Annotated in this window: 21 protein-coding genes; 11 read left to right on the forward strand and 10 right to left on the reverse strand. The window is 51.0% G+C overall.

What is annotated here, in order from left to right; all coding sequences use genetic code 11:
- Positions 1–99 precede the first annotated feature (99 nt).
- Entirely contained in the window at positions 100–1443 is a 1344-nt protein-coding gene (locus BSPA111_RS12945; protein ID WP_183271573.1) for a VOC family protein, read from the reverse strand.
- Positions 1444–1686: 243 nt separating this feature from the next.
- On the opposite strand from BSPA111_RS12945, the gene pcaH reads away from it, so the two are divergent.
- The 3 genes from pcaH to pcaQ all read left to right on the forward strand — a co-directional run bounded on the left by pcaH (position 1687) and on the right by pcaQ (position 4185).
- Entirely contained in the window at positions 1687–2424 is a 738-nt protein-coding gene (gene pcaH, locus BSPA111_RS12950; protein ID WP_183271574.1) for a protocatechuate 3,4-dioxygenase subunit beta, read from the forward strand.
- On the forward strand, positions 2424–3044 hold the full coding sequence (pcaG, locus tag BSPA111_RS12955) for a protocatechuate 3,4-dioxygenase subunit alpha (RefSeq protein ID WP_183271575.1): 621 nt from the start codon (positions 2424–2426) through the stop codon (positions 3042–3044). Before pcaH ends, pcaG begins: the two co-directional genes overlap by 1 nt.
- A gap of 217 nt (positions 3045–3261) precedes the next feature.
- Positions 3262–4185: a pca operon transcription factor PcaQ gene (gene pcaQ, locus BSPA111_RS12960; protein WP_183271576.1), complete on the forward strand. Its 924-nt coding sequence runs from the start codon at positions 3262–3264 to the stop codon at positions 4183–4185.
- A gap of 73 nt (positions 4186–4258) precedes the next feature.
- On the opposite strand, the gene tssF is transcribed toward pcaQ, so the two are convergent.
- Positions 4259–6088 (reverse strand): type VI secretion system baseplate subunit TssF, encoded by a 1830-nt coding sequence (gene tssF / locus BSPA111_RS12965; protein ID WP_183271577.1) that lies wholly within the window; start codon positions 6086–6088, stop codon positions 4259–4261.
- A 632-nt stretch (positions 6089–6720) separates the two neighbouring features.
- On the opposite strand from tssF, the gene BSPA111_RS12970 reads away from it, so the two are divergent.
- From BSPA111_RS12970 to BSPA111_RS12990, 5 genes are read left to right on the forward strand one after another with little or no spacing between them, the layout of a single operon-like run.
- A complete protein-coding gene (locus BSPA111_RS12970) occupies positions 6721–8718 on the forward strand; it encodes a type VI secretion system tip protein VgrG (protein ID WP_183271578.1) in 1998 nt (665 codons plus the stop codon).
- Between the two features lie 30 nt (positions 8719–8748).
- Entirely contained in the window at positions 8749–9780 is a 1032-nt protein-coding gene (locus BSPA111_RS12975) for a PAAR domain-containing protein (RefSeq protein ID WP_183271579.1), read from the forward strand.
- 4 nt (positions 9781–9784) lie between these two features.
- Positions 9785–10162 (forward strand): hypothetical protein, encoded by a 378-nt coding sequence (locus BSPA111_RS12980; protein ID WP_183271580.1) that lies wholly within the window; start codon positions 9785–9787, stop codon positions 10160–10162.
- Positions 10163–10182: 20 nt separating this feature from the next.
- Positions 10183–11265, forward strand: a complete 1083-nt coding sequence (locus tag BSPA111_RS12985) for a hypothetical protein (protein ID WP_183271581.1) — start codon at positions 10183–10185, stop codon at positions 11263–11265.
- A complete protein-coding gene (locus BSPA111_RS12990; RefSeq protein ID WP_183271582.1) occupies positions 11252–11494 on the forward strand; it encodes a contractile injection system protein, VgrG/Pvc8 family in 243 nt (80 codons plus the stop codon). The genes BSPA111_RS12985 and BSPA111_RS12990 overlap by 14 nt, the downstream gene beginning before the upstream one ends.
- Positions 11495–11626: 132 nt before the next feature.
- Here BSPA111_RS12990 and pcaC read toward each other — a convergent pair whose 3' ends face one another.
- The 6 genes from pcaC to BSPA111_RS13020 are packed head-to-tail and all read right to left on the reverse strand — an operon-like array spanning position 11627 to position 16695.
- Positions 11627–12010 (reverse strand): 4-carboxymuconolactone decarboxylase, encoded by a 384-nt coding sequence (gene pcaC / locus BSPA111_RS12995; RefSeq protein ID WP_183271583.1) that lies wholly within the window; start codon positions 12008–12010, stop codon positions 11627–11629.
- A 1-nt stretch (position 12011) separates the two neighbouring features.
- On the reverse strand, positions 12012–12770 hold the full coding sequence (gene pcaD, locus BSPA111_RS13000; RefSeq protein ID WP_183271584.1) for a 3-oxoadipate enol-lactonase: 759 nt from the start codon (positions 12768–12770) through the stop codon (positions 12012–12014).
- A complete protein-coding gene (locus tag BSPA111_RS13005) occupies positions 12767–14122 on the reverse strand; it encodes a 3-carboxy-cis,cis-muconate cycloisomerase (protein ID WP_183271585.1) in 1356 nt (451 codons plus the stop codon). The genes pcaD and BSPA111_RS13005 overlap by 4 nt, the downstream gene beginning before the upstream one ends.
- Positions 14123–14131: 9 nt before the next feature.
- The gene (gene pcaF / locus BSPA111_RS13010) at positions 14132–15334 is read right to left on the reverse strand and encodes a 3-oxoadipyl-CoA thiolase (protein ID WP_183271586.1); all 1203 of its coding nucleotides are present in this window, start codon (positions 15332–15334) and stop codon (positions 14132–14134) included.
- Between the two features lie 9 nt (positions 15335–15343).
- The gene (locus tag BSPA111_RS13015; protein ID WP_183271587.1) at positions 15344–16000 is read right to left on the reverse strand and encodes a 3-oxoacid CoA-transferase subunit B; all 657 of its coding nucleotides are present in this window, start codon (positions 15998–16000) and stop codon (positions 15344–15346) included.
- 11 nt (positions 16001–16011) lie between these two features.
- Positions 16012–16695, reverse strand: a complete 684-nt coding sequence (locus tag BSPA111_RS13020; RefSeq protein ID WP_183271588.1) for a 3-oxoacid CoA-transferase subunit A — start codon at positions 16693–16695, stop codon at positions 16012–16014.
- A 172-nt stretch (positions 16696–16867) separates the two neighbouring features.
- On the opposite strand from BSPA111_RS13020, the gene BSPA111_RS13025 reads away from it, so the two are divergent.
- Complete coding sequence (locus tag BSPA111_RS13025) at positions 16868–17674, forward strand: IclR family transcriptional regulator C-terminal domain-containing protein (protein WP_183271589.1); 807 nt, start codon at positions 16868–16870, stop codon at positions 17672–17674.
- A 2-nt stretch (positions 17675–17676) separates the two neighbouring features.
- Here the strand turns inward: BSPA111_RS13025 and smrA are convergent, their stop codons facing one another.
- Together smrA and BSPA111_RS13035 are read right to left on the reverse strand one after the other, a co-directional pair.
- Complete coding sequence (smrA, locus tag BSPA111_RS13030) at positions 17677–18240, reverse strand: DNA endonuclease SmrA (protein WP_183271590.1); 564 nt, start codon at positions 18238–18240, stop codon at positions 17677–17679.
- A gap of 67 nt (positions 18241–18307) precedes the next feature.
- Positions 18308–19204 (reverse strand): LysR family transcriptional regulator, encoded by an 897-nt coding sequence (locus BSPA111_RS13035; RefSeq protein ID WP_183271591.1) that lies wholly within the window; start codon positions 19202–19204, stop codon positions 18308–18310.
- 175 nt (positions 19205–19379) lie between these two features.
- On the opposite strand from BSPA111_RS13035, the gene BSPA111_RS13040 reads away from it, so the two are divergent.
- Together BSPA111_RS13040 and BSPA111_RS13045 are read left to right on the forward strand one after the other, a co-directional pair.
- Entirely contained in the window at positions 19380–20690 is a 1311-nt protein-coding gene (locus tag BSPA111_RS13040; protein WP_183271592.1) for a M20 family metallo-hydrolase, read from the forward strand.
- Positions 20690–22135: a M20 family metallopeptidase gene (locus tag BSPA111_RS13045; RefSeq protein WP_183271593.1), complete on the forward strand. Its 1446-nt coding sequence runs from the start codon at positions 20690–20692 to the stop codon at positions 22133–22135. Before BSPA111_RS13040 ends, BSPA111_RS13045 begins: the two co-directional genes overlap by 1 nt.
- Positions 22136–22245 lie beyond the last annotated feature (110 nt).

Consider the following 22245-nt stretch of genomic DNA (forward strand, 5'->3'; position numbering starts at 1 on the left):
TTTAACTGAAAAGTTTGAAAAACAGCGGTATGGGCTGAGGCGAAGGGCATGACCAATAATGCCCCCACCTCTACCCTTTCTGTCACGTGAATCTGCGACTTACAACAATCCACAACGCCTTTTACTGCGATCCGACGCCTGCTGATACAACTCAAATTCATCAGCGACCGGAGCGCCCAGTGCTTCTTCAAACGCACTTCGGCTGGAATGCCCGTGGCTGCGTTGGCCGCCTTCGCTTCCCAGGTTCGACTGGAAAATCCCTGCCGCACTGACGGGTAGGAAATCTTCATAAATAATCGGCTGCGCCACTAACCAGCCACGCTCAATTAATGGCTGAGGATCGTCGCCTGCTTTAATTGACTGGCGATGCGTTTCGCCCACGGGGGTTAAACGATAACGGAAATAGGCTAAATCCTGACATCGCATCAGCGTATCGCTGTCGGGCAGACGGGCGAAGATCTCTTGTAAATGCTGCTGATGGCTAAAGTTATCCTGCCCGCTACCCGCTTCACTGAGCAGTTCGTCGTATAACGCGCGCCCTTTCGGGGTTAATGCCACCCCGCGCTGCTCAATTTCCCCGAAGCGTGCGGTATGCGTGCCGTGATGCACATCGGCAAAAATGATCGGTTCTTCGAGCGCTTTAAAACTGGTTTGGCGCAGCAAGATTGGGAACATGCGGCGCGGTGGGCCTTCAATAATGGCTTTCGGCGCGATGCCATATTCCGGCATCAACGCTTGTACCCGGTCGATATCCAGGGTGCGCGGCGTCAGGTGGTTAATGTGGCAACCCCGGAAGCAGACCACATCGGCAATCAGACGATGTTGCTGATGAAATGCCTGGTATGTCTGCGCGTCGACCGTGGCATGGCTGTGCCAGCGGAAGGTTTCCAGCGCCTGCTCCACAAATTCATTGGCCTGTGCTTCGCTAAAAGCCCCCTGCTGGTCGTAGATATCGAGTAACGCCAGGCAACGCGGTGTGAAAATATTACGTTCTGCAAGAATCGCCGCAGCGGTGTTTCGCAGCGCCAGGTCATCAATCAATTCAAGGCGCAATAACGAGGTGAAAATGCGGAACGGATTGCGCGCCAGCGCCGCATCGTCAATCGGGCGAAACGCCGTGGAATGCACCGGAACGCCCGCCTGCGACAGGTCGTAATAGCCAACCGGATACATCCCCATCACCGCAAAAACACGGCGTAAGGTCGCCAGTTCTTCCGCCTTGCCAACGCGAATCGCGCCATGGCGCTCCACATTCAGCCGCGCCAGTTCGTCTGCATTTTCTAGCTGTTGTTGCAGATCGGGACTATTTTCCAGCACCGCCAGATTCACATCGGCGACTAACTCTAACAAGGTTCCGTACTGAGGCACCTCTTGCTGGTACATCGCCGACATTGCGTGCGAAAATTTTTCCCGAATATCATCAGCCGTGATGTTGTTCGCCATGATGTCGTATCTCCAGTGAATATTGCTGAAAGCGTAGAGGGTTGCGCGGAGGTTTAGGGCGAAGAATTTTCGTTTTGTGATCAACGATACAGCCCTGCATCAGAAGTAATGCTAACCCCCTATTGCATAACCAAAAGCTATGTAACACCACGCTTAAATTCACTTTAATTTAACAAATGATTAACCGAGACTGTGTGAGGAGATATTCAAAAACATAAAACATCCCTCGTGCCGGAGCTGCCTATGTCACAAATTTGGAAACCCCGTGAGCTCGTCCATCGCAACTATGATTCCCACCCGCCTGCATTCGCGCCAGGGTATAAAACCAGTGTGTTGCGCTCGCCTCGAAATGCGTTGATCTCGCTGCAAAACTCGCTGTCAGAAATTACTGGCCCGATATTTGGCGCCAACGATCTCGACCCGCTTGATAACGATTTGATCATGAATTACGCCAAAGACGGTTTGCCGATTGGCGAGCGCATTATTGTGCACGGTTATGTCCGCGACGGTTTCGGCCAGCCGATGAAAAACACGCTGGTGGAAGTGTGGCAGGCCAATGCTGGCGGGCGTTATCGCCACAAGAAGGACAAGTATCTTGCGCCGATCGACCCTAATTTTGGCGGCTGCGGGCGCGTGCTGACCGATGAAAATGGTTACTACTTTTTCCGTACCATCAAACCAGGTCCTTATCCATGGCGTAACCAGGCTAGCGACTGGCGTCCTTCTCATATTCACTTCTCGCTGTCCGGTGAATCCTTTGCCCAACGCCTGATTACGCAAATGTATTTTGAAGGCGACCCGCTTATTAAACAGTGCCCGATTGTAAAAACGATCAATAACGATGATGCAGTCCGCACGCTGATTGCCGAGCTGGATACCCATGCAGCCATCCCGCTCGACTGTCTGGCTTATCGCTTTGATTTGGTGTTACGCGGCCAACGCGCCACGTTGTTTGAAAACCGCACCCAAGGAGCCGTTTGATGAAAGATTATTTAGCGGAAACCGCCTCGCAAACTGCAGGCCCGTACGTACACATTGGCCTGGCTCCGCAAGCGGCTGGTTTCAATATTTTCGAGAAGAATTTTAGCCATGTGCTGACCAACTCCCACACCCAGGGCGAGCGGATTATCGTCGAAGGACGGGTGTTCGACGGTTCAGGTACACCGGTGCGTGATGTATTGCTGGAAGTGTGGCAAGCCAATGCCGCTGGACGTTATAACCATCCGGCGGATCAACAATCCAATAAAAAACTGGATGAAGATTTCCGTGGCTGGGGACGTACCTGTTCAGATTTCGACAGCGGTGTCTGGCGTTTTGACACCATCAAACCAGGCGCAGTAACTGGCCGCGATGGGCGCACGATGGCTCCACATTTGAATCTGTGGATTGTGGCGCGCGGGATTAATATCGGTCTGAATACGCGGATGTATTTTTCGGATGAGCAAGCCGCGAATGAGAGCGATCCGGTGCTGAATTTGATTGAGTGGGAAGTGCGACGTACTACGCTGATTGGCAAGCGTTCGATGCGCGGCAATGAGGTGGTATATACGTTTGATGTGTATCTTCAGGGGGAGAGGGAGACGGTGTTTTTTGATCTATAAATGTTCGCATTGCTGATTTCTTTATAAGAACAGTGAATGTTCCGTTCACCGTGCGTTCAGTGAACGGAACATATGCATTTTTTCATACACAACGGTGTTTGCCCCCTCACCATTTGTTATCAAACAACCTCAAATGTTAATTGTTTTTTGCTAGCAAGTTATCAAAATTAAACAACTTATCTTGTCAGCGCGGCGAGTCTGTTTTTAACATGAGGTTATGGAAAAAAACGGTTTGTTCAGTCAGCGCATTCGCTTGCGCCATCTTCATACTTTCGTAGCTGTCGCTCAACAGGGAACACTGGGGCGTGCGGCTGAAACACTTAATCTTAGCCAACCGGCGCTGTCGAAGACGCTTAATGAGCTTGAGCAGTTAACCGGCACGCGCTTGTTTGAGCGTGGGCGTCTTGGCGCACAAATGACGTTGATGGGTGAGCAATTCCTTACCCACGCCGTTAAGGTGCTGGATGCGTTAAATCACGCCGGGCAGTCGCTCAACCAGAAGGATGGCCAAAGCACTGCAGTTATTCGCGTGGGTGCGCTGCCAACTGCCGCGCTGGGCATCTTGCCAAAAGTTATCGGCCAGTTTCACAAACAACAAAACGATGTGACGCTGCAAGTTGCCACCATGAACAACACCATGCTGCTGTCGGGATTAAAATCTGGCGAGCTGGATTTAGGGATTGGCAGAATGTCCGACCCGGAATTGATGACCGGGTTGAATTATGAGCTGTTATTCCTCGAGTCTCTAAAACTGGTGGTGCGTCCAGGTCACCCGCTCCTGAACGAAAACATCACGCTGAGCAAAGTGATGGAATGGCCGGTGGTGGTTTCGCCAAAAGGGACGATTCCGCGTCAAAATGCCGAAACGCTGCTCTCCAGCCAGGGCTGCAAAATGTCAGCGACCTGCGTCGAAACGCTTTCTGCTTCGCTTTCCCGTCAACTTACCGTGGACTTTAACTACGTGTGGTTTGTGCCATCGGGGGCGGTGAAGGAGGATTTACGTCAGGGGATTTTGACGTCGCTACCGGTCGCGACGCAGGGTGTTGGCGAGCCTATTGGCATATTAACCCGAGTGGATACGCCGTTATCTCCCGCCGCGCAAATCTTGCTGGCCTCGATTCGTAAGTCAATTCCAGGTTAAAAAAATGGCGGGTGGCGCAAGCTTACCCGCCCTGGAAAACCCGTTCAGCAAACTTTGTCAGCAATCTGATGACTTACATCAGGGCATGTTGTCCATTGTGTTGCCATTCCCAGGACTCCTGACTTTCCATGTTAATCATTTTCAGACAGTGAAATGAGTGGATGCTGGCGTACAGGGCGAAGAAGTGTGACAGCACACTGCCCAACAGATATATCTCCCCTTCGCAGACAAAGGGCTCAGGGTTTACCCACAGCGTAGTGGACAGTCCCCGAACCGGCACGCCCCTGAATAAACGGTCAATCGGGCGGGATTCCATTTTTTCGATGGCGTCCAATTTTTGAGAAGAAAGCCGGGCCTGCTGTGGGTGATGAATGCCGGGTAAATCAAAGGTGCGCAGTACCTGAATCAGCGCTTCCTTGTCCAGCAGTGAAAGGTAGTTCAGGTTCATGCAGGAAATCAGCGACCAGTGCATATCGCCATCCGTCACCGGGTTTAACGGTTGGGTCGGACGAGTGACATTGCGAAACGTTGCCACCGCCGGGTTTTTGTCAACCGCGACACAGATATCACCGATATGCAGCGAAGCGGGTTGTAATCGGTTAGTACATATCAGCGAGGCAGTAAGAACCTCCCCCTCAATCCGGGAACTATCCGGTCCCTTGCCATCGGAGTGGACAAAGGCAATGGCATGATCCAGACCTCGATGAAACAGAGACGTTTTGGTGCGGTGATGCCAGTAAACCACTTCACGCTGGCGACTGTATTCAATCTGATGCTGGGCACCCTCGAATTCGGGCCAAATAAGCAACTTGTCACCAGGGCCTGGAATGCTGTCCGGAGCAGCAATTTTGCTGGAAACAGATTTAACCTGAAAAATATCGTAGTGCTCCAGGTTTTGCTGGCTGGCCCGTAACGGATATTCGGGCATGCGCCCATCGGGGCTGACAGGTTCAGCCTCATGGGCAAACAGATTTACCGCAGGGGTGCAATACAGGCGTAATGAATTCTTAGTCAGTTTGATATCCGCAGGCAGCGGCAGTTCAAAATGAAGACGTAATGTAAAAGCGTCTGTGGGGAAGTTTTCTGGCAACCGTGCGGCATTGCGCAGATGAAAGAAGAAAAAACTTTCCGGGTAGCAAAAATACTCCTGAAGTACCCGGTAACCGTTATGGACGTTTTTCGGCCACGGCAGCAGCGCGTCTTCACGTTCAAAACCTGCGGCGTCCAGCCACAGATCGGGCAGCGCCAGGCGATGCGGCCCGGCGACCAGTTCCGCATCCATTAAATGCTCGCTAAACCACAGATAGAGTTGCTGGCGGCTGTAATCCTCTTCATTTCCCAGCCAGAAAGTCAGTTTATTCAGATCAATCGAGCCGGGAGAGATGTTGCCCTCGGTCGAGAAATCAATCTCAATCACACCCTTTTTCAGGCTACTGCCGTTACGTACATCCCGGACAGACAGGGGTTGCAGCCAGGCATCACGTGCCAGAGTGAAATAACACGTGGGAGACGTCGTGGCGTCATCGTCCAGCGTTCTACGGCTGTCTGATGTGGCACGCGCAGCACCGGAAGAAATAAGCTCATCACGATGAACCTGAACAGGCCCGGAAAGCCGTGTGGTTATCGGTTGATATTCAATAACAGCCATCGAGGGCACGGGGCGCAGATAATTAGCCCACAGCCTGTTAATCAGGCCGTGCGTGAATTCAGGGAACTTATCCTCCAGTTTTTCCCGCAATCCACTGGAAAGAAAGGCGAAAGCCTCCATCAGGCGCTCCACATCCGGGTCGCCCCCCTTCTCCGCCAGAAACTGCGCGAGATGAGGTTTTTCCTTTGCCAGCAGATTGCCTAGCTGACGCAAATAATCCAGTTCTTCCCGATAATAACCTTCATCAAAAGCCATTATATTCACTCCACTTACCCGTGATGATAATTATCACACGCTTAAGCACTTCCCCGCGCCATTCAAATAAACCACCGCTGCACTTCCGTTCCGTTATCATGTTTCCCACTCCCTGTTCAGGTGATAAATAAATCGCATATTACGCGCAGGAAATAATATTAAAAGCACTTTCTCCGAATCTAAAATGGAGTTACCCTCAACTACCTTCACTGTAGAAAACAATAATAAACGAAACATTAACGCAATGATAACTGCAGGAAATAACATTATTTTAAGAAACAACAACCATTTATAACCCAAACGAATTAATAAGATTAAAGCACATTCACTGAAATTATGAAAAAGCAGATTAACAACCAAAATAACAATATAAAACACTGAATGAAGCATTTATTAAAAATGGTTTTAGTTTAGATACACCAATATTATCCATGATGATTTCACCTTATTTTTTGCATACAGACTTAATTACGCCGTAAACAAAAAGGTTGTCAGTAAGGAGTTACGTTTTTACGGGAGATGGCGGGTGCCGGAAACTTCGGCGGTAGCGTGCCTGAAAACAAGCGTAACACTGTACTGCCACAACCATTGGGTAGTGACAGTTTTTCTTGTGGATGCACCAGGGAGGTTATATGTCCTTAAAAGGGTTACGTTTTACACTGGAAGTCGACGGGCTGGCGGAAACAGCCACTGTAGTCGTCCGTTTCAATCTCGCCCAGCATTACTCAGTCCCCTTCCAGCTTAATGTCGATATCGCCAGTGGTCTTTCGGACCTGACGGCGACCGATTTCCTCGAAAAAAATGCCGTCCTGACGGTCTGGCAGGGAATGGAAGCACAGCGCACCGTCACTGGCATAGTCACCGCCGTGACGGTGGGTGAAAACAATCACTGGCAGATGGGTTACCACCTGACCATTTCCCCTCCGCTCTGGCGATGTGGTTTGCGCCAGAACTTCCGCATTTTCCAGCAGCAAGATATCCAGACTATCTCCGCCACTTTGCTTAACGAAAATGGCATCACGGAATGGACGCCAGTGTTCTACGATCCGCATCCGGCCCGCGAATTCTGCGCCCAGTACGGGGAAAGTGACCTGGCTTTCCTGGTTCGCCTGTGGGCAGAGGAAGGGATTTTCTTCTTTGACTGGCACGCGTCTGAAGGCGCGCAGCAAAAACTGGTGCTGTGTGATGATAAAGCCGGTATTTCCGGCAAGGCGTCGCTGCCCTTCAATCCCAATATCGCGACCGGAGTTGCCACCGAATGCATCAGCCAGTTTCGCTATCACGCACAGATCCGCCCCTCTTCCGTAGAAACCGAGGACTACACCTTTAAATCACCGAACTGGCAGGGCTACTACAACCGCGCGGGTGAAAACCTGAACGGCCAGCTGACGCAGTATGAAATTTTTGATTATCCGGGGCGCTTCAAAGATGAACAGCACGGGCGGAATTTTGCCCGCTACAGGATTGAAGGCTGGCGCAATGATGCAGAAATGGCGACGGGTTGCAGCAACTCACCGAAACTGTGGCCGGGAAAATGTTTCACGCTGACCGGGCACCCGTCTGATTCGTCAAACCGGAAATGGCAGGTGACGAGAAGTGTCCTGATCGGCGAGCAGCCGCAGGCACTGCATGGCAGCCAGGGTGTGGGGACGACTCTGAATAATCGCTTTGACGTCATCCCGGCAGACAGAACGTGGCGCCCCGGCCCGCTGCCCAAACCGAAAGTGGACGGCCCGCAGAGCGCCGTTGTCACCGGCCCGCCGGGGGAAGAAATCTTCTGCGATGAACATGGCCGGGTGCGGATACGTTTTCACTGGGATCGCTACAGCCCTGGAAACGAGAACAGCTCGTGCTGGGTGCGAGTGTCACAGGCGTGGGCGGGAGCCGGATTTGGCAACCTGGCAATCCCCCGCGTAGGCCAGGAAGTGATCGTCGATTTCCTCAACGGTGACCCGGATCAGCCCATTGTGATGGGGCGAACGTATCACCAGGACAACCGTTCGCCAGGCGGCCTGCCGGGCACCAAAACCCAGATGACCATTCGCTCGAAAACCTACAAAGGTAGTGGGTTTAACGAACTTAAGTTCGATGACGCAACTGGCAAGGAGCAGGTCTATATCCATGCGCAGAAGAATATGGATACGGAGGTACTCAATGATCGCACCACTACGGTAAAACATGATCACACTGAAACGATCACAAATAACCAGAAAATCACCGTGGGTGTGGGTCAGTCGGTCAATGTGGGAAGTAAGAAGGAAGCGGGTCATGATCAAAAAGTGACAGTGGCGAATGATCAAAATACAACTGTAGTTAATAATCAAATCACAGAAATTACTGAAGGGAATAAAACAACTGATATTAATAAGGGAGATCAGGAAATTACTCTTCATGAAGGGAAACAAACAATAACAGTTAAAAAAACCATTAGCATTAATTCAGAAGAGAAAATTGAATTTATCTGTGGCGATTCAAGAATTACGCTTTTAAAAAACGGAGAAATTACACTTAAAGGGAAAGTAATAAAAAATATTGCAGAGAATGAATATCAAGTGAATACAAAAATACTTTCTGCTGATGGTAGCGTTGAACAGGTATTAACCGGTGGAATATTGAAGTTGAATCCTTAATATATTTCGTTATTCAAAAGGGCATATGACATGGAAAAGTTTGCTGCAAGACAAACAGCAGATAAGGCAGCACATACAGGGCCGTTAAACTCAGGGAGCCTTGATGTCACCATTGGCGGTTTTCCCGCTGCCCGTCAAGGCGACACTTTTGTTTGTGTGTTGCATGGCCCTGGTGTTATTGCCGAGGGCTCAAAGACCGTCACAATCAATGGAATTCCTGCCGCGAGGATGGGGGATATAACCAGCTGTAAAGTTAAATCATTACCGCCAGGCAAAGGCAAAAAACCTGCGATTTCTCATTTTCTGACGCCAGTTAAAAATACCAACCCAGATGGTACAGCGAAGACAGAAAAACCAGACAATGTTGCACTGCGGGTATTAGGTATTTACACCACCCAGTCAGATGAGTCAGGTAACAATTCATTTGATCAAGCCAAAGCTGGACTTACGGCGATGGACTTCCAGTTAAAAAACCATCCTGGTGATAAGAATAGTGGCTTTGATACTAACTGGGGAGGAGCTGTTGGAAAACTTGAAGGTACTGCGGGGTTGAATGATAAAGACGGAGAATACGGGGCAGGAGCAAAAGGCAGAGCAACTGGGGTTTCCGGAAGTGCAGGGATAAACAGCGGTAAAGAAAATTCGGGGGATTATGCTGGTGCAAAGGCAGAAGGTCATGTGGGGTATGCAGACGGAAAAATTGAAGGGAATATTATTATTAAACCAGAAGACCAAAAATATGGCGGTGGCTTTGATATTGGTGCTGAGGCAGCCGCTGCTCATGGTGAGCTGGAAGGTGCTTTTGAGTCAAAATACTTTGCAGTAAAAGCAACACTTGGTGGATCTGCGGGAACGGTTGGGGCAGGAGCAGGATTGGCGGGCACTATAGATATTGATGATAAGGTATTAGAAATAAAAGTCTCCGGAAAAATAGCTTTATTACTAGGATTGAAAGCGGATCTCTCATTTCGGCTTGGGGATTACGATACAGCTGAGGAAAAATCAAAAGAGCTTTCCGGTTTAGTATTAACTGGTTTGCCCACAGTAATTATTGGAGGTTAATTATATGGCTAAAATAATAAAAGCATTACTTGCATTCAAACCTTTAATTAAAAATTCCGTAGTGCGATTCATTATTGGATTTCCAATAACACTAGGAGCATTACAACTATCAGAACATTATCAAGATATAAATAACACCTTAATGTCAAAAATTTTTTTAACACTCGCTGTCATACTCGCCTATTATTTAATCGTTCTCTCAGTGATAGATGGAATGACGGGGCGAATATACTCCTTTCACGAAACAAAAAACGCAGAAAATCTACACAGAAACCCTTTGAAATTTGCGTTCAGGCATCGAAATAAAATAGTTTTGTTCTATAAGGTGGGGTTTATCATTGCCTTGGGATATCCGCTTATCATGATGTGGTTTTTTGATTAATTTCTATAAAAGGAATAAAAGTGAACAATATTTCCCAATCACAGTTCCCATTCCCAAAGCAGGTTTCTTATTCTATTGATTATCAGAAAGAGTATTTCTGGCGCTGTGTTTACACCTCAACCTCCTCTGAAGCTTTGCATTATAAAATTGTATTGCCCTTGCAAGTTAAACCCATACTGACAAAACCGACAGAAATTGAAGATTTGGGATTAACAATGATTGGCTTATATCGCACTCTCAAAGCGGAAGAGACTCCCTACATGGAAGTCACAGTAGCTTATGAAGCGATTGGCAATGAAATGAATGGCAGTGACTGGCTTTACCATATCTTGGATTTAATGGGTGAGGAAATTATAAACAAAAGAACCTTCTTTTCTGAATCAGGTGAATATGCAGATGTGTTAACACAAAAAACGTATGGCACCGAAAATATGATTGCACGCTATCGCGTGATAAAAGATTCAGGTACAGAATCAGAAGGTGCGAACTTCTTTTTAATTAAGGCAACGTGCCATGAGAAAAATTATGCAGTGTTAAGTGAAGATCTATTACAAAGCATCGCTTGGTTTACGCTTATTCACGAAAATGAATGGAAGATGGCCGAATCCCTAAAAAGCATAAACTCTGAGTATCCTGAGCCTCTTTCCTTCTATTATCCTGCATCCTGGTCTGTGCAACAGGAAGAAGAAGATGTACCCGGTCTTAGCCATTACTCTCTTTCCCATATTACTGGGCAGGAGCAAAAGAAAATGATCAATCTTTTTTTCATGGTGCCAGAAAAGAAGGTTGCGGCACAATTTGTCAGCGACACACTGTTTCAACGGCTAGAAAATGTTCTTCATGTTCAATCGCCAGAGCTTAAGCAAGCAGTCAATAAACGCAATGCCAGATTGGACCAACTCTGGACGGGTTGTGTTGAACTCAATAGTGAGGACAAAATCAAACGCCATATACTGACGGTTCATGTCGGTTCGGTGGAGTCACTGTGGTTTTATTTTGAACAAATATCGCCATATGCGGAACAGAGATTTTATGACTGGGCGGTAATTAAGCGTGCTCAGGAAATCATTTTAAACTCATTAAATAATTATGATCTTCTTTGACTGGCACGCGTCTGAAGACGCGCAACAAAAACTGGTGCTGTGTGATGATAAAGCCGGTATTTCCGGTAAGGCGTCGCTGCCCTTCAATCCCAATATCACCGCTACAGTCTCCACAGAATGCATCAGCGAATTTCGCTATCACGCACAGATACGCCCTTCATCAGTCGAAACCGAGGACTACACCTTTAAATCACCGAACTGGCAGGATGTAATTCCACCGCTGTTATGATTTTTTAAAGTGGGATCATAACGAGCTACATGCATGCCACCCCGCTACGGGTGGCTTTTTTATGTCTGTTTGTTTTACTTACATCAAGGCATCCTTCCTATAGTAAACATAAGCGTCATCCACCCTAACCTACTATTTCGCGTCTATCTCATCAAACACCTGTTGGGCCAGATGCATCGTGGCATTGGCCGCAGGTAAACCGCAGTACAGCGCCGAGTGCATAATTAACTCTTTTAATTCATCACGCGTCACGCCGTTATTAAACGCCGCGCGCAGGTGCATTTTCAGCTCAGCTTCACGGTTTAACGCAATCAGCATGGCGATGGTTATCATGCTGCGGGTATGGCGTTCAAGGCCCGGTCGCGTCCAGATATCACCCCATGCGTAACGCGTAATGAAGTTCTGAAACTCCTCGTTAAGCGGCGTGAGTTGCGACAATGTGCGGTCAACGTGCTTATCTCCCAGCACCGCGCGGCGCACGTCCATCCCTTGCTGATAATACTCTTCATCCTTCATTTCAGTCGTCCTGTTGAATAAAGTTAAGCAGTGCGGTGTTAAAACCGTGTGCGTCTTCAATGTTGGAAAGGTGCGAGGCTTTGAGCGTCACCAGATGCGAACCGCTAACCTGACGCTGCATAAATTCGCTGTCTGCTACGGTGGTGACCGGATCGTGAACGCCTGCAATAAACAACGTCGGCAGGGAAATCGCGTCAATTTCGCCACGGAGATCGGCTGCGGCTAAGGCTTCGCAACAAGAGGCGTAACCTTCCGCGTCACTTGCCGCAAGGCTTGAACATAAGGCCTCTATTTGCGTGCCGTGATGTTTTACAAAATCTTCAGTGAACCAACGCGAGGGGGCGCTTTTCGCAATGGCGGACATCCCTTCGAGGCGAACGTTACGCGCACGCTCCAGCCAGCCGCTTTGCTCGCCGATTTTTGCAGCGCTGTTGGCGACCGTAATAGAAAGAAAACGCTCCGGTGCAAAACGTGCCAGCCATAATCCGGTGAGCCCGCCCATGGAAATCCCACAGAAATGCGCCTGCTGTACGCCAGCATCATCCATCACGCTGATAACGTCTTCGGCCAGTTGCGGTAAGCTGGTTTTGTCGTGTTTTGCGGTGCGTCCGTGGCCGTGTGTGTCATAACGCAGCACGCGGAAGTTCGCCAAAAGTGCCGCCATTTGTGGCTGCCACATCTCAAATGTGGTGCCCAGTGAATTTGATAACACCACGACCGGTGCACCACTCGGTCCTTCCAACTGATAATAATGGCTCATGTAGGCTCCCTGTTTTGTTGTGCTGCCCGTGCCAAAACCTGGTTGATGAATTTGTCGTTGCTACCCAGGGCATGTTGCGGGTCGAGCAGATGGGCAATTTGTGTCGAAGAAAGATGTGATGTGACTTGTGGATGTTGTGCGAGCAATGCCGCAAGCGGCTGGTTTTCGTCAAGCGCACGGTGGCATAGCTGTTCTACAAGATGATGCGCCGCCTGTTTACCGAGTGATTTCGCCAGCGCCAGTGTGATCGACTCCGCCATAATCAGGCCGTGGGTGATGTCCAGATTCGCGCGCATTTTGTCGGTGTTTACCTGCATCCCGCTGAAAAGCTCCCGCGTCGTTTGCATCACGCCGCCGGCAAGCGTGATCAGCTGAGGAAGGGTTTCCCACTCCGCTTGCCAGCCGCCGAGCGCCCTTTCGTGTTGCTGATTTTGGCTGGCATACAGTGTCGCCATCAGGCCAGGAATTCGGGTGGTAGCGGTCAGGATCGCCGCACAGCTCACCGGATTACGTTTGTGCGGCATGGTAGATGAACCGCCGCGACCAGGGGCAACCGGTTCACCCACTTCTGCCACTTCGGTCTGCATCAGCAATGAAAAATCGTTGGCGAATTTGCCCAGCGTCGTGCTCACTCCCGCAAACCAACTGGCGACTTCGAGTAGCCTGTCGCGCTGACTGTGCCATGGCGTATCGGGCTGATTCAGTGACAGCGAGTTGGCCAACGCCTGCACAACGGCGACGCCCTGCTCATTGAGCGAGGCCAGCGTGCCCGCAGCACCACCAAATTGCAGCACTAACACGCGAGGTTTCATTTCTTGCAGGCGCTCACTCCAGCGCAAAAGTGCGTCGAGCGTACCGGCCAGTTTCAAGCCAAATGTAATCGGCAGCGCATGCTGCATCCAGGTCCGCCCAGGCATCACACTGTGTTGATGACGCTGGATTTGTTCGATTAACGCAGAAATTAACTGCTCAAGAAGTGCTTCACTGGCGTCAATCGCCTCACGCAGTTGCAATATCAGGCCGGTGTCAATGACGTCCTGGCTGGTTGCCCCCCAGTGAACATAGCGCGCGGCCTGTTCGTCCTGTTGTTTGACGTTGGCCGTGAGCTGTTTGACCAGCGGAATGGCCAGATTTCCGGCTCCGGCGGCCGCCTGTGCTAAAGCCGGTATATCGAGTTTATCAGCCTGACACTGCGCGGAAATAATTGTCATTGACGACTCAGGCGTCACGCCACAAAGCGCTGTCGCCCGTGCCAGTGCCGCTTCAAAATCCAGCATCCGCTGTAGCGTGTTTTCATCGCTGAAAATCTCGCTCAACGGTGAGTCACGTAACATCGGGGTAAACAGTGTCATGCCTGCTCCTTAAACGCGTTCGATAATCAGTGCAATCCCCTGACCGACACCAATACACATAGTACATAGCGCGTAACGTCCACCGCTACGCTTTAGCTGATATGCGGCGGTCATCGCCAGACGCCCACCTGATGCACCAAGCGGATGGCCCAGCGCAATTGCGCCACCGTTCGGGTTCACATGCTCTGCGTCATCCGGCAGGCCAAGGTCGCGCATTACCGCCAGTGCCTGCGCGGCAAAGGCTTCATTTAATTCGATAACATCCATTTGTGCGAGGGTTAACCCGGTTTGTGCCAGTACTTTACGTACCGCAGGTGCCGGGCCAAAGCCCATAATCCGTGGTGCAACGCCTGCGGTTGCCACACCCACGACGCGCGCCAACGGCTGCAAACCGTGAGTGTTGAGCGCTTGCTCGCTGGCAAGTAGCAACGCACAAGTGCCATCGTTAACGCCCGACGCATTTCCGGCGGTGACGGTACCGTCAGCACGAACCACCCCTTTTAGTTTTGCCAGCGACTCGAACGAGGTGGAACGCGGATGTTCGTCACGGTTAAATAACAACGCTTCGCCTTTGCGTTGCGCGATGGACACGGGGATTAGCTCGTCGTCAAAAATACCCATTTCCTGAGCGCGCGCAGTACGAAGCTGGCTGCGTAAGGCGAAAGCGTCCTGATCTTCACGATTAATATTGAAGTCAGTCGCGACGTTTTCCGCCGTTTCCGGCATCGCATCCACACCGTATTGTGCTTTCATCAGCGGGTTGATAAAACGCCATCCGATGGTAGTGTCTTCCATTTTCATGCTGCGGCTAAACGCGCTTTCCGCTTTACCCATCACAAACGGCGCGCGTGACATGCTTTCCACACCACCGGCAATCATCAGATGGGTTTCACCGCTTTTAATTGCTCTTGCCGCCACGCCTAACGCGTCAAGGCTTGAGCCACATAAACGGTTGATGGTAGTGCCGGGTACGGTTTCAGGCATTCCCGCCAGCAACAACGCCATGCGCGCGACGTTGCGGTTATCTTCACCGGCCTGGTTCGCACAGCCGTAAATCACATCATCTACCGCCGACCAGTCGACATTGGGGTGTCGCGCCATTAATGCTTTCAACGGCAGTGCGGCTAAATCATCGCTACGCACTGTCGACAACGTGCCACCAAAACGACCAAACGGAGTACGCACTCCATCACAGATAAATGCTTGATTCATCATAGTTCCTTACGCGCTTTCTGCCAGTTGTTCGAAGCCAAGTGTGACCGGAGTAATACGTTGTAATTCTTCAAATGACAGGCCGTTAAAGATTTCGCGCACCACCGGTCCTTTGTCCGTGATATCAATCACCGCAAGGTCGGTATAAATGCGGCTCACACAGCCAATTCCGGTGAGCGGATAAGAGCAGCTTTCCACCAGTTTGCATTCGCCGTCACGGGTGAGGTGATCCATCATCACAAATACCTGGCGTGCGCCGATGGCTAAGTCCATCGCCCCACCGACCGCCGGTATAGAGTCCGGTGCGCCGGTGCTCCAGTTAGCCAAATCGCCGCTGGCCGACACCTGATAAGCACCCAACACGCAGATATCGAGATGGCCGCCGCGCATCATGGCAAAGGAGTCGCCATGGTGGAAAAAACATCCTCCCGTCAGCAGTGTGACGTGTTCTTTTCCGGCGTTGATCAATTCGGGATCTTCTTCGCCTTCAGCCGGTTTTGGCCCCATACCGAGCAAGCCGTTTTCACTGTGCAAAAAGATCTCTTTGTCTGCCGGAAGGTAGTTGGCAATGCGTGTCGGTAAGCCAATACCGAGGTTAACGTAAGCGCCTTCTTGGATATCACGAGCGACACGTTTTGCCATTTCATCACGGGTTAATTTTTTCACGTCTTTTCTCCTTAAGCGCTCTGTGCCAGTGCGTTTTCAACCGCCACCAGGCGCTGAACGAAAATGCCCGGCGTGATGATATGTTCCGGGTCGAGGTCGCCCAACGGCACTATACGGCTGACTTCAGCAATCGTGACGGTCGCAGCCGTTGCCATGATGGGCCCAAAATTACGGGCCGCTTTGCGATACACCAGGTTGCCCCAACGGTCGCCTTCGTAAGCTTTGATTAATGCGAAGTCAGCTTTCAGCGGGTATTCCAGCACATAGTGACGCCCGTCGATTTCACGCGTTTCTTTGCCTTCTGCGAGGGGAGTTCCATAACCGGTTGGCGTGAATACGGCGCCCAGCCCTGAACCTGCGGCCTGAATTCGTGCCGCAAGGTTGCCTTGTGGCACCAGTTCCAGCTCGACTTCACCACGGCGATACAGGTCATCAAAAATCTGTGAATCCACCTGACGTGGGAAGGAGCACACCATTTTGCGCACCCGTCCGGCTTTCAACAGTGCGGCCAGCCCGACTTCGCCATTCCCCGCGTTGTTATTAATAATCGTCAGGTCTTTCGCGCCCTGCGCTATCAGCGCATCGATAAGATGGGTTGGCTGGCCTGCGGTGCCAAAGCCACCAATCATGACGGTTGCCCCATCGAAAATTCCGGCAACTGCTTCTTCAAGCGAAACCACACTTTTGTTGATCATCACAGTTCTCCCTTGTGTGCGCATTTCGCACAAGATTGCGTTGTTCGAACAAAATGTGACCCCGTTAACGAAGCTGGTCAAGGGCGATAATCGAAATATGGTGCGATTATCGAACATCATGTATGTTTGTATTCGCAAGTGTGATCAACGGCGAAAATTTCAGGAGAACAGAATGGAAATTCAACGTGATGAGCTGGCTGCGGGTGACGGCGATCCGTTTAAAGGCGATCCTAATTTTATGGCGTCGCTGGCTCGAGGGCTGGAAGTGATTCAGGCCTTCACCCCACAGCGTCGGCAGTTGTCTATCTCACAAATCAGCCAAAAAACGGGAATTCCTCGCGCGGCGGTGCGCCGTTGCTTGTACACGCTGGGGAAGCTGGGTTTTGTCTACGCAGAAGATGGAAAATATTATCAGTTGAGGCCACGAATTTTATCGCTCGGCCATGCTTATCTGGCTTCAACGCCGCTGGCGAAGTCCACCCAGCCGGTGCTGAAACATTTAAGCGAAATGCTGAATGAGTCATGCTCGATTGCCACCCTTGATGGCGACGATATTCTGTATATCGCCCGCGCTTCCAGCTCACGCATCATGACCATTGATTTAGATATTGGCAGCCGCCTGCCCGCCTGGTCGACGTCAATGGGCCGCGTGTTACTGAGCTATCTACCGGAAGAACAACTCAACGATTTTCTCGGACGCATCACCATGATCCGCTACACCCCGCAAACGGTGGACTCGGTGAGTAAACTGCGCGAGGAGTTAAAACGCGTGCGCCAGCAGGGGTACGCGCTTAACGATCAGGAACTGGAGATGGGGCTGCGTTCAATTGCCGTCCCGCTGGTGAATCCAGACGGTGTGGTGGTTGCCGCGCTGAACGTTGGCGTTCACGCCGGCCAAGTCTCCGCGCAGGAGCTGCTAACCCGGGTGCTACCCAAACTGCAAACGGCAGCAGAAGAGTTGTCATTGTTGTTGAAATAAGATTAACGGCTGCGTTTTGCGTGGCGTTCCCAGTTTTCGACTTTTGCCTGGTCGGATTTTTTGAGCGCCACATAGCACGCCCCGCTTCCGCCGTGATGCGGCATTGCGCTGCAAAACGCCTGCACTACTTCAAATTCCGCCAGCCATCGGGCAACGTAGCTGCGTACGATATTGGCGTGGGATTTTTCTTCGCGCCCTTTCCCATGAACGATCAGCAGATTACGCAGCCCCTCTTTTTTGGCTTGCTGAATGTAAGCAAAAAGCAGCTGGCGGCATTGTTCTACGGGCTGGCGAATGAGGTTGAGGCTGGCTTCCTGTTTATATTTACCCTGCCGCAGTTTATCCAGCACACCGATTTGCAGCCCTTCTCGCTTAAATTCAAGCGGATTGCCGAGCGGAATAATTTCCAGAAAATCGGTGGTCAGAAAGTTATCAAGCTGCACGGTATCGAGTTTCTGCACCACCTTCTCTTTCACCGGTTTCAACCACTGACTGCTGTGACAGTCTTTCAGCGGTTTGACATCCTCCATGGCATCAAGAAATAGAGATTTTTCGTCAAGGCTCATGCGCAAATCCTCCAGGCTTAATTCTGAGGCCACTATAGCCGCCGATGTGCCGTGGCTCAATGCCCGATTAACGGCACTGACGACGAAATTGATTGATTAGCGCAACGGTCAGCGGTGCGGGGGAAGCATCACGCCGCTGAATTAAATAGTAGGTAGCCTGAGGCAGCGTTTCGACCACATGGATCTGCTTTAACGAGTGGGCAATCAATGGGTCATGGCCCAGTTCAGCGGGCAAAATACTCAAAAAATCACTTTGTGCGACCAGACTAATACAGGCAGAAAAGGTTTCACAGACCACGCTGATATTGGGCATTTCTGACCGTTTCTGGAACATTTCTTCCAGTTGTTTGTAATAACTGCCACGGGGGGTTGGCATCGTCCAGTTGTATTGCAGTAATTCTTTTATGGAGGTGGCATTTATCCCCGGATGGCCTTCACGGGCAAAAACCGCAAACGGTTTTTCGAGTAACCGTTCAAAGGTGAACTCGTGATCGTACGGCCCCTGATAATAGGTGTTTATCGTGAAATCCAGCTCCCCCTGGCGCAACGCATTGATCATCGAAACCAGTTGCCCTTCCATGATGCGCACTTTGACTTGCGGGTGTTTTTGGTGAAACGACGTGATAACCGGCGGCATTAGGGTGCGGGAAATGCTGGCCCCCAACCCAATATTGATCTGCCCGGCTAATTGGCCCTGGCGCTGCAAAATGTCCTCTTGCGCTGCGCGTAACTCTTCGAGAATAAGCTGTGCATGCTGATAAAAACTCTCTCCGCATTCGGTCAATGCCACGCCCTGGCTGCGGCGGATAAACAGACGTGCCGATAGCCCTTCCTCTAATTCTTTGATCGATTTTGTCAGCGCGGGCTGTGACATATTTAACGCCCGACTGGCTCCGCGAATACTGCCATTTTGCGTTACCGCCACGAATGCACGAATCTGATGGAGCTTAACCTGGAAGGTCACATCGCCTCCTGATAACCATTAGCTATCAACCGAAAGATTTTGGCATCTACTGTAATTCAATCTCTTGTGCCAGGGTAATCCTACGACGGCGAAATCTAACAAAAGCCGCTGAGTGATAAGTAAAAACTATCACAGCGTGAACCCGATCACAGAAGATGCTTTTACAGGAAAGGTTATGTCCACACTAGAACTGGCAGTACATGAGTTAGCACCGCGCATGCAGCACTGGCGGCGTGATTTTCACCATTTTGCAGAGTCCGGCTGGCTTGAGTTTCGCACAGCCACTCACGTCGCAGAAACGTTGCATCAGCTTGGTTATCAATTGGCGTTGGGCCGGGATGTCGTTGATGACGCGGCACGTATGGGCTTGCCGTCAGCGGAGGTGTTAGCGCGTGAAGAACAACGTGCGTTGGAACAAGGGGCTCTTGCCCACTGGCTACCGCATTTTTCAGGTGGATTCACCGGGATTGTTGCCACTCTCGAGACGGGACGCCCGGGCCCAACTCTCGCTTTCCGTGTTGATATGGATGCGCTGGATTTAGGCGAGATGCAACAGCCCGCCCATCGCCCATTTGCCGAGGGGTTTGCCTCGTGTAACGCAGGAATGATGCACGCTTGTGGGCATGACGGACACACCGCGATTGGGCTGGGTCTTGCCACCGTTCTGCAACAATTTTCCAGCCAGCTAAACGGCACCATCAAAATCATTTTCCAGCCTGCTGAAGAAGGTACACGCGGTGCGCGAGCGATGGTCGCTGCGGGTGCGCTCGATAATATCGACTATTTTACTGCCATTCATATCGGTACGGGCATCCCAACCGGCACCGTGGTGTGTGGTAGCGATAACTTTATGGCGACCACCAAATTTGATGTGCAATTTACGGGCATCGCCGCACATGCGGGCGGTAAACCTGAAGAAGGTCGTAACGCACTGCTCGCCGCCGCACAAACAGCGCTGGCATTACACAGCATCGCCCCGCATAGCGCGGGAGCATCACGCGTGAACGTCGGCGTTTTACAAGCCGGATCCGGGCGCAATGTGGTGCCCGCACAAGCCTTGCTGAAAGTGGAAACCCGTGGCGAAACCAATGTCATCAACGACTATGTGTTTGAACGCGCCCAAGAAATTATTCGCGGTACTGCAACCATGTATGGCATTGAAGCGGAGATTCGTTTAATGGGGGCGGCAACCAATAGCGAGCCATCGCCAGAGTGGGTGGCATTTATCCACCAGCAAGCACTTGAAGTGAATGGCGTCACGAACGTTGTCGATACCGTCAAAGGTGCCGCCGGGTCTGAAGATGCGACATTAATGATGGCGCGGGTGCAGGAGCAAGGTGGGAAAGCGTCGTATATGGTTTTCGGCACGCAATTGAGCGCCGGACATCATAACGAAAAATTTGATTTCGATGAGAGCGTGATGGAAGTTGCCGTGTGTACTCTGGCGCGCCTCGCACTTAATTTCCCCTGGCCGCGAGGTGTGTAATGAGTTCAATTTATCAGTTTGTTGATGATGTGATTGAAGCTAAACGCGACAAGTTTACCGCCATTGCTGATGATATCTGGGATCACCCGGAAACCCGTTTTGAGGAACACTGGTCAGCGGAACGCCTGGCTTACGCCCTTGAAGCTGAAGGGTTTAGTGTTGAGCGAAATGCCGGGAATATCGAAACCGCGTTTGTGGCAAGTTTTGGCGCAGGTCTGCCGGTTATTGCGCTGCTCGGCGAATACGATGCCCTCGCCGGATTAAGTCAGTGTTCAGGGGATGTCGTCCCAAACCCACTGACGGAAGGCGCTAACGGTCACGGCTGCGGCCACAATTTGCTGGGAACCGCCGCGTTTGCTGGGGCCGTGGCCGTTAAACAGTGGCTTGAGCAATACGGTGGCAGCGGAACGGTGCGTTTTTATGGCTGCCCTGGCGAAGAAGGCGGTTCAGGCAAAACGTTTATGGTGCGCGAAGGGCTTTTTGACGATGTCGATGCCGCCGTCACCTGGCATCCTGAAGCTTACGCAGGCATGTTCAGCACCAGTTCACTGGCTAATATTCAGGTGGCTTATCGCTTCCAGGGAATTGCTGCACATGCGGCCAACTCACCGCATTTAGGGCGCAGCGCACTGGATGCGGTCACCCTGATGACCACCGGAACGAATTTCCTTAACGAACACATTATTGAAAAAGCCCGCGTGCATTACGCCATCACCAACGCGGGCGGAATTTCGCCAAACGTGGTACAGGCGCAGGCCGAAGTGCTGTATTTGATTCGCGCGCCGGAAATGGCGCAGGCACAGCATATTTACGAACGCATCAATAAAATCGCTGAAGGCGCGGCGTTGATGACGGAAACCTCGGTGAATGTGCGTTTTGATAAAGCCTGTTCGAATTACCTGCCGAATCGCCAGTTAGAAAACGTGATGTATCAAGCGTTACAGGCGTTAGGTGTGCCGGAGTGGAGCGCGGAAGAAGTCGCATTTGCTAAAAAAATTCGTGCCACGTTGACCGAAAACGACCTGCAAAACAGCTTAAATAATATTGCTAACACCTCTGATGAAGAGGGAAAAGCGTTTGCTCGTCGTCACCGTGAAACCTTGCTTATCAACGAAATTGCGCCGTATGCCGCAAATGACAAAATCCTACCGGGATCAACCGATGTGGGCGATGTCAGTTGGAAAGTCCCGGTCGCACAATGTTTTAGCCCCTGCTTTGCAGTAGGAACACCGTTACATACCTGGCAATTGGTGAGCCAGGGGCGCACGTCTGTCGCGCACAAAGGGATGTTACATGCCGGGAAAGTGATGGCAGCCACCGCGCTGCAATTATTCACTCAACCGCAGACGCTGGAAGCCTGCCAAAGTGAGTTGCACGCACAACTTGCTGAACGCCCTTACCAGTGTCCGATTCCAGTAGGCGTGACACCGTCACCTTTAAAATAATAAATAAACAATAATTACCCAAAATATTCCGTGTTGCAGTCAGGCGGCAAGCGTGTGAATTCTCAAGTCAGTGACTGGGGTTTACAAGTGCCGCCAACACCGCTGTGGCG

It is taken from the genome of Buttiauxella sp. A111, assembly GCF_014189855.1.
Classification (GTDB): domain Bacteria; phylum Pseudomonadota; class Gammaproteobacteria; order Enterobacterales; family Enterobacteriaceae; genus Buttiauxella; species Buttiauxella selenatireducens.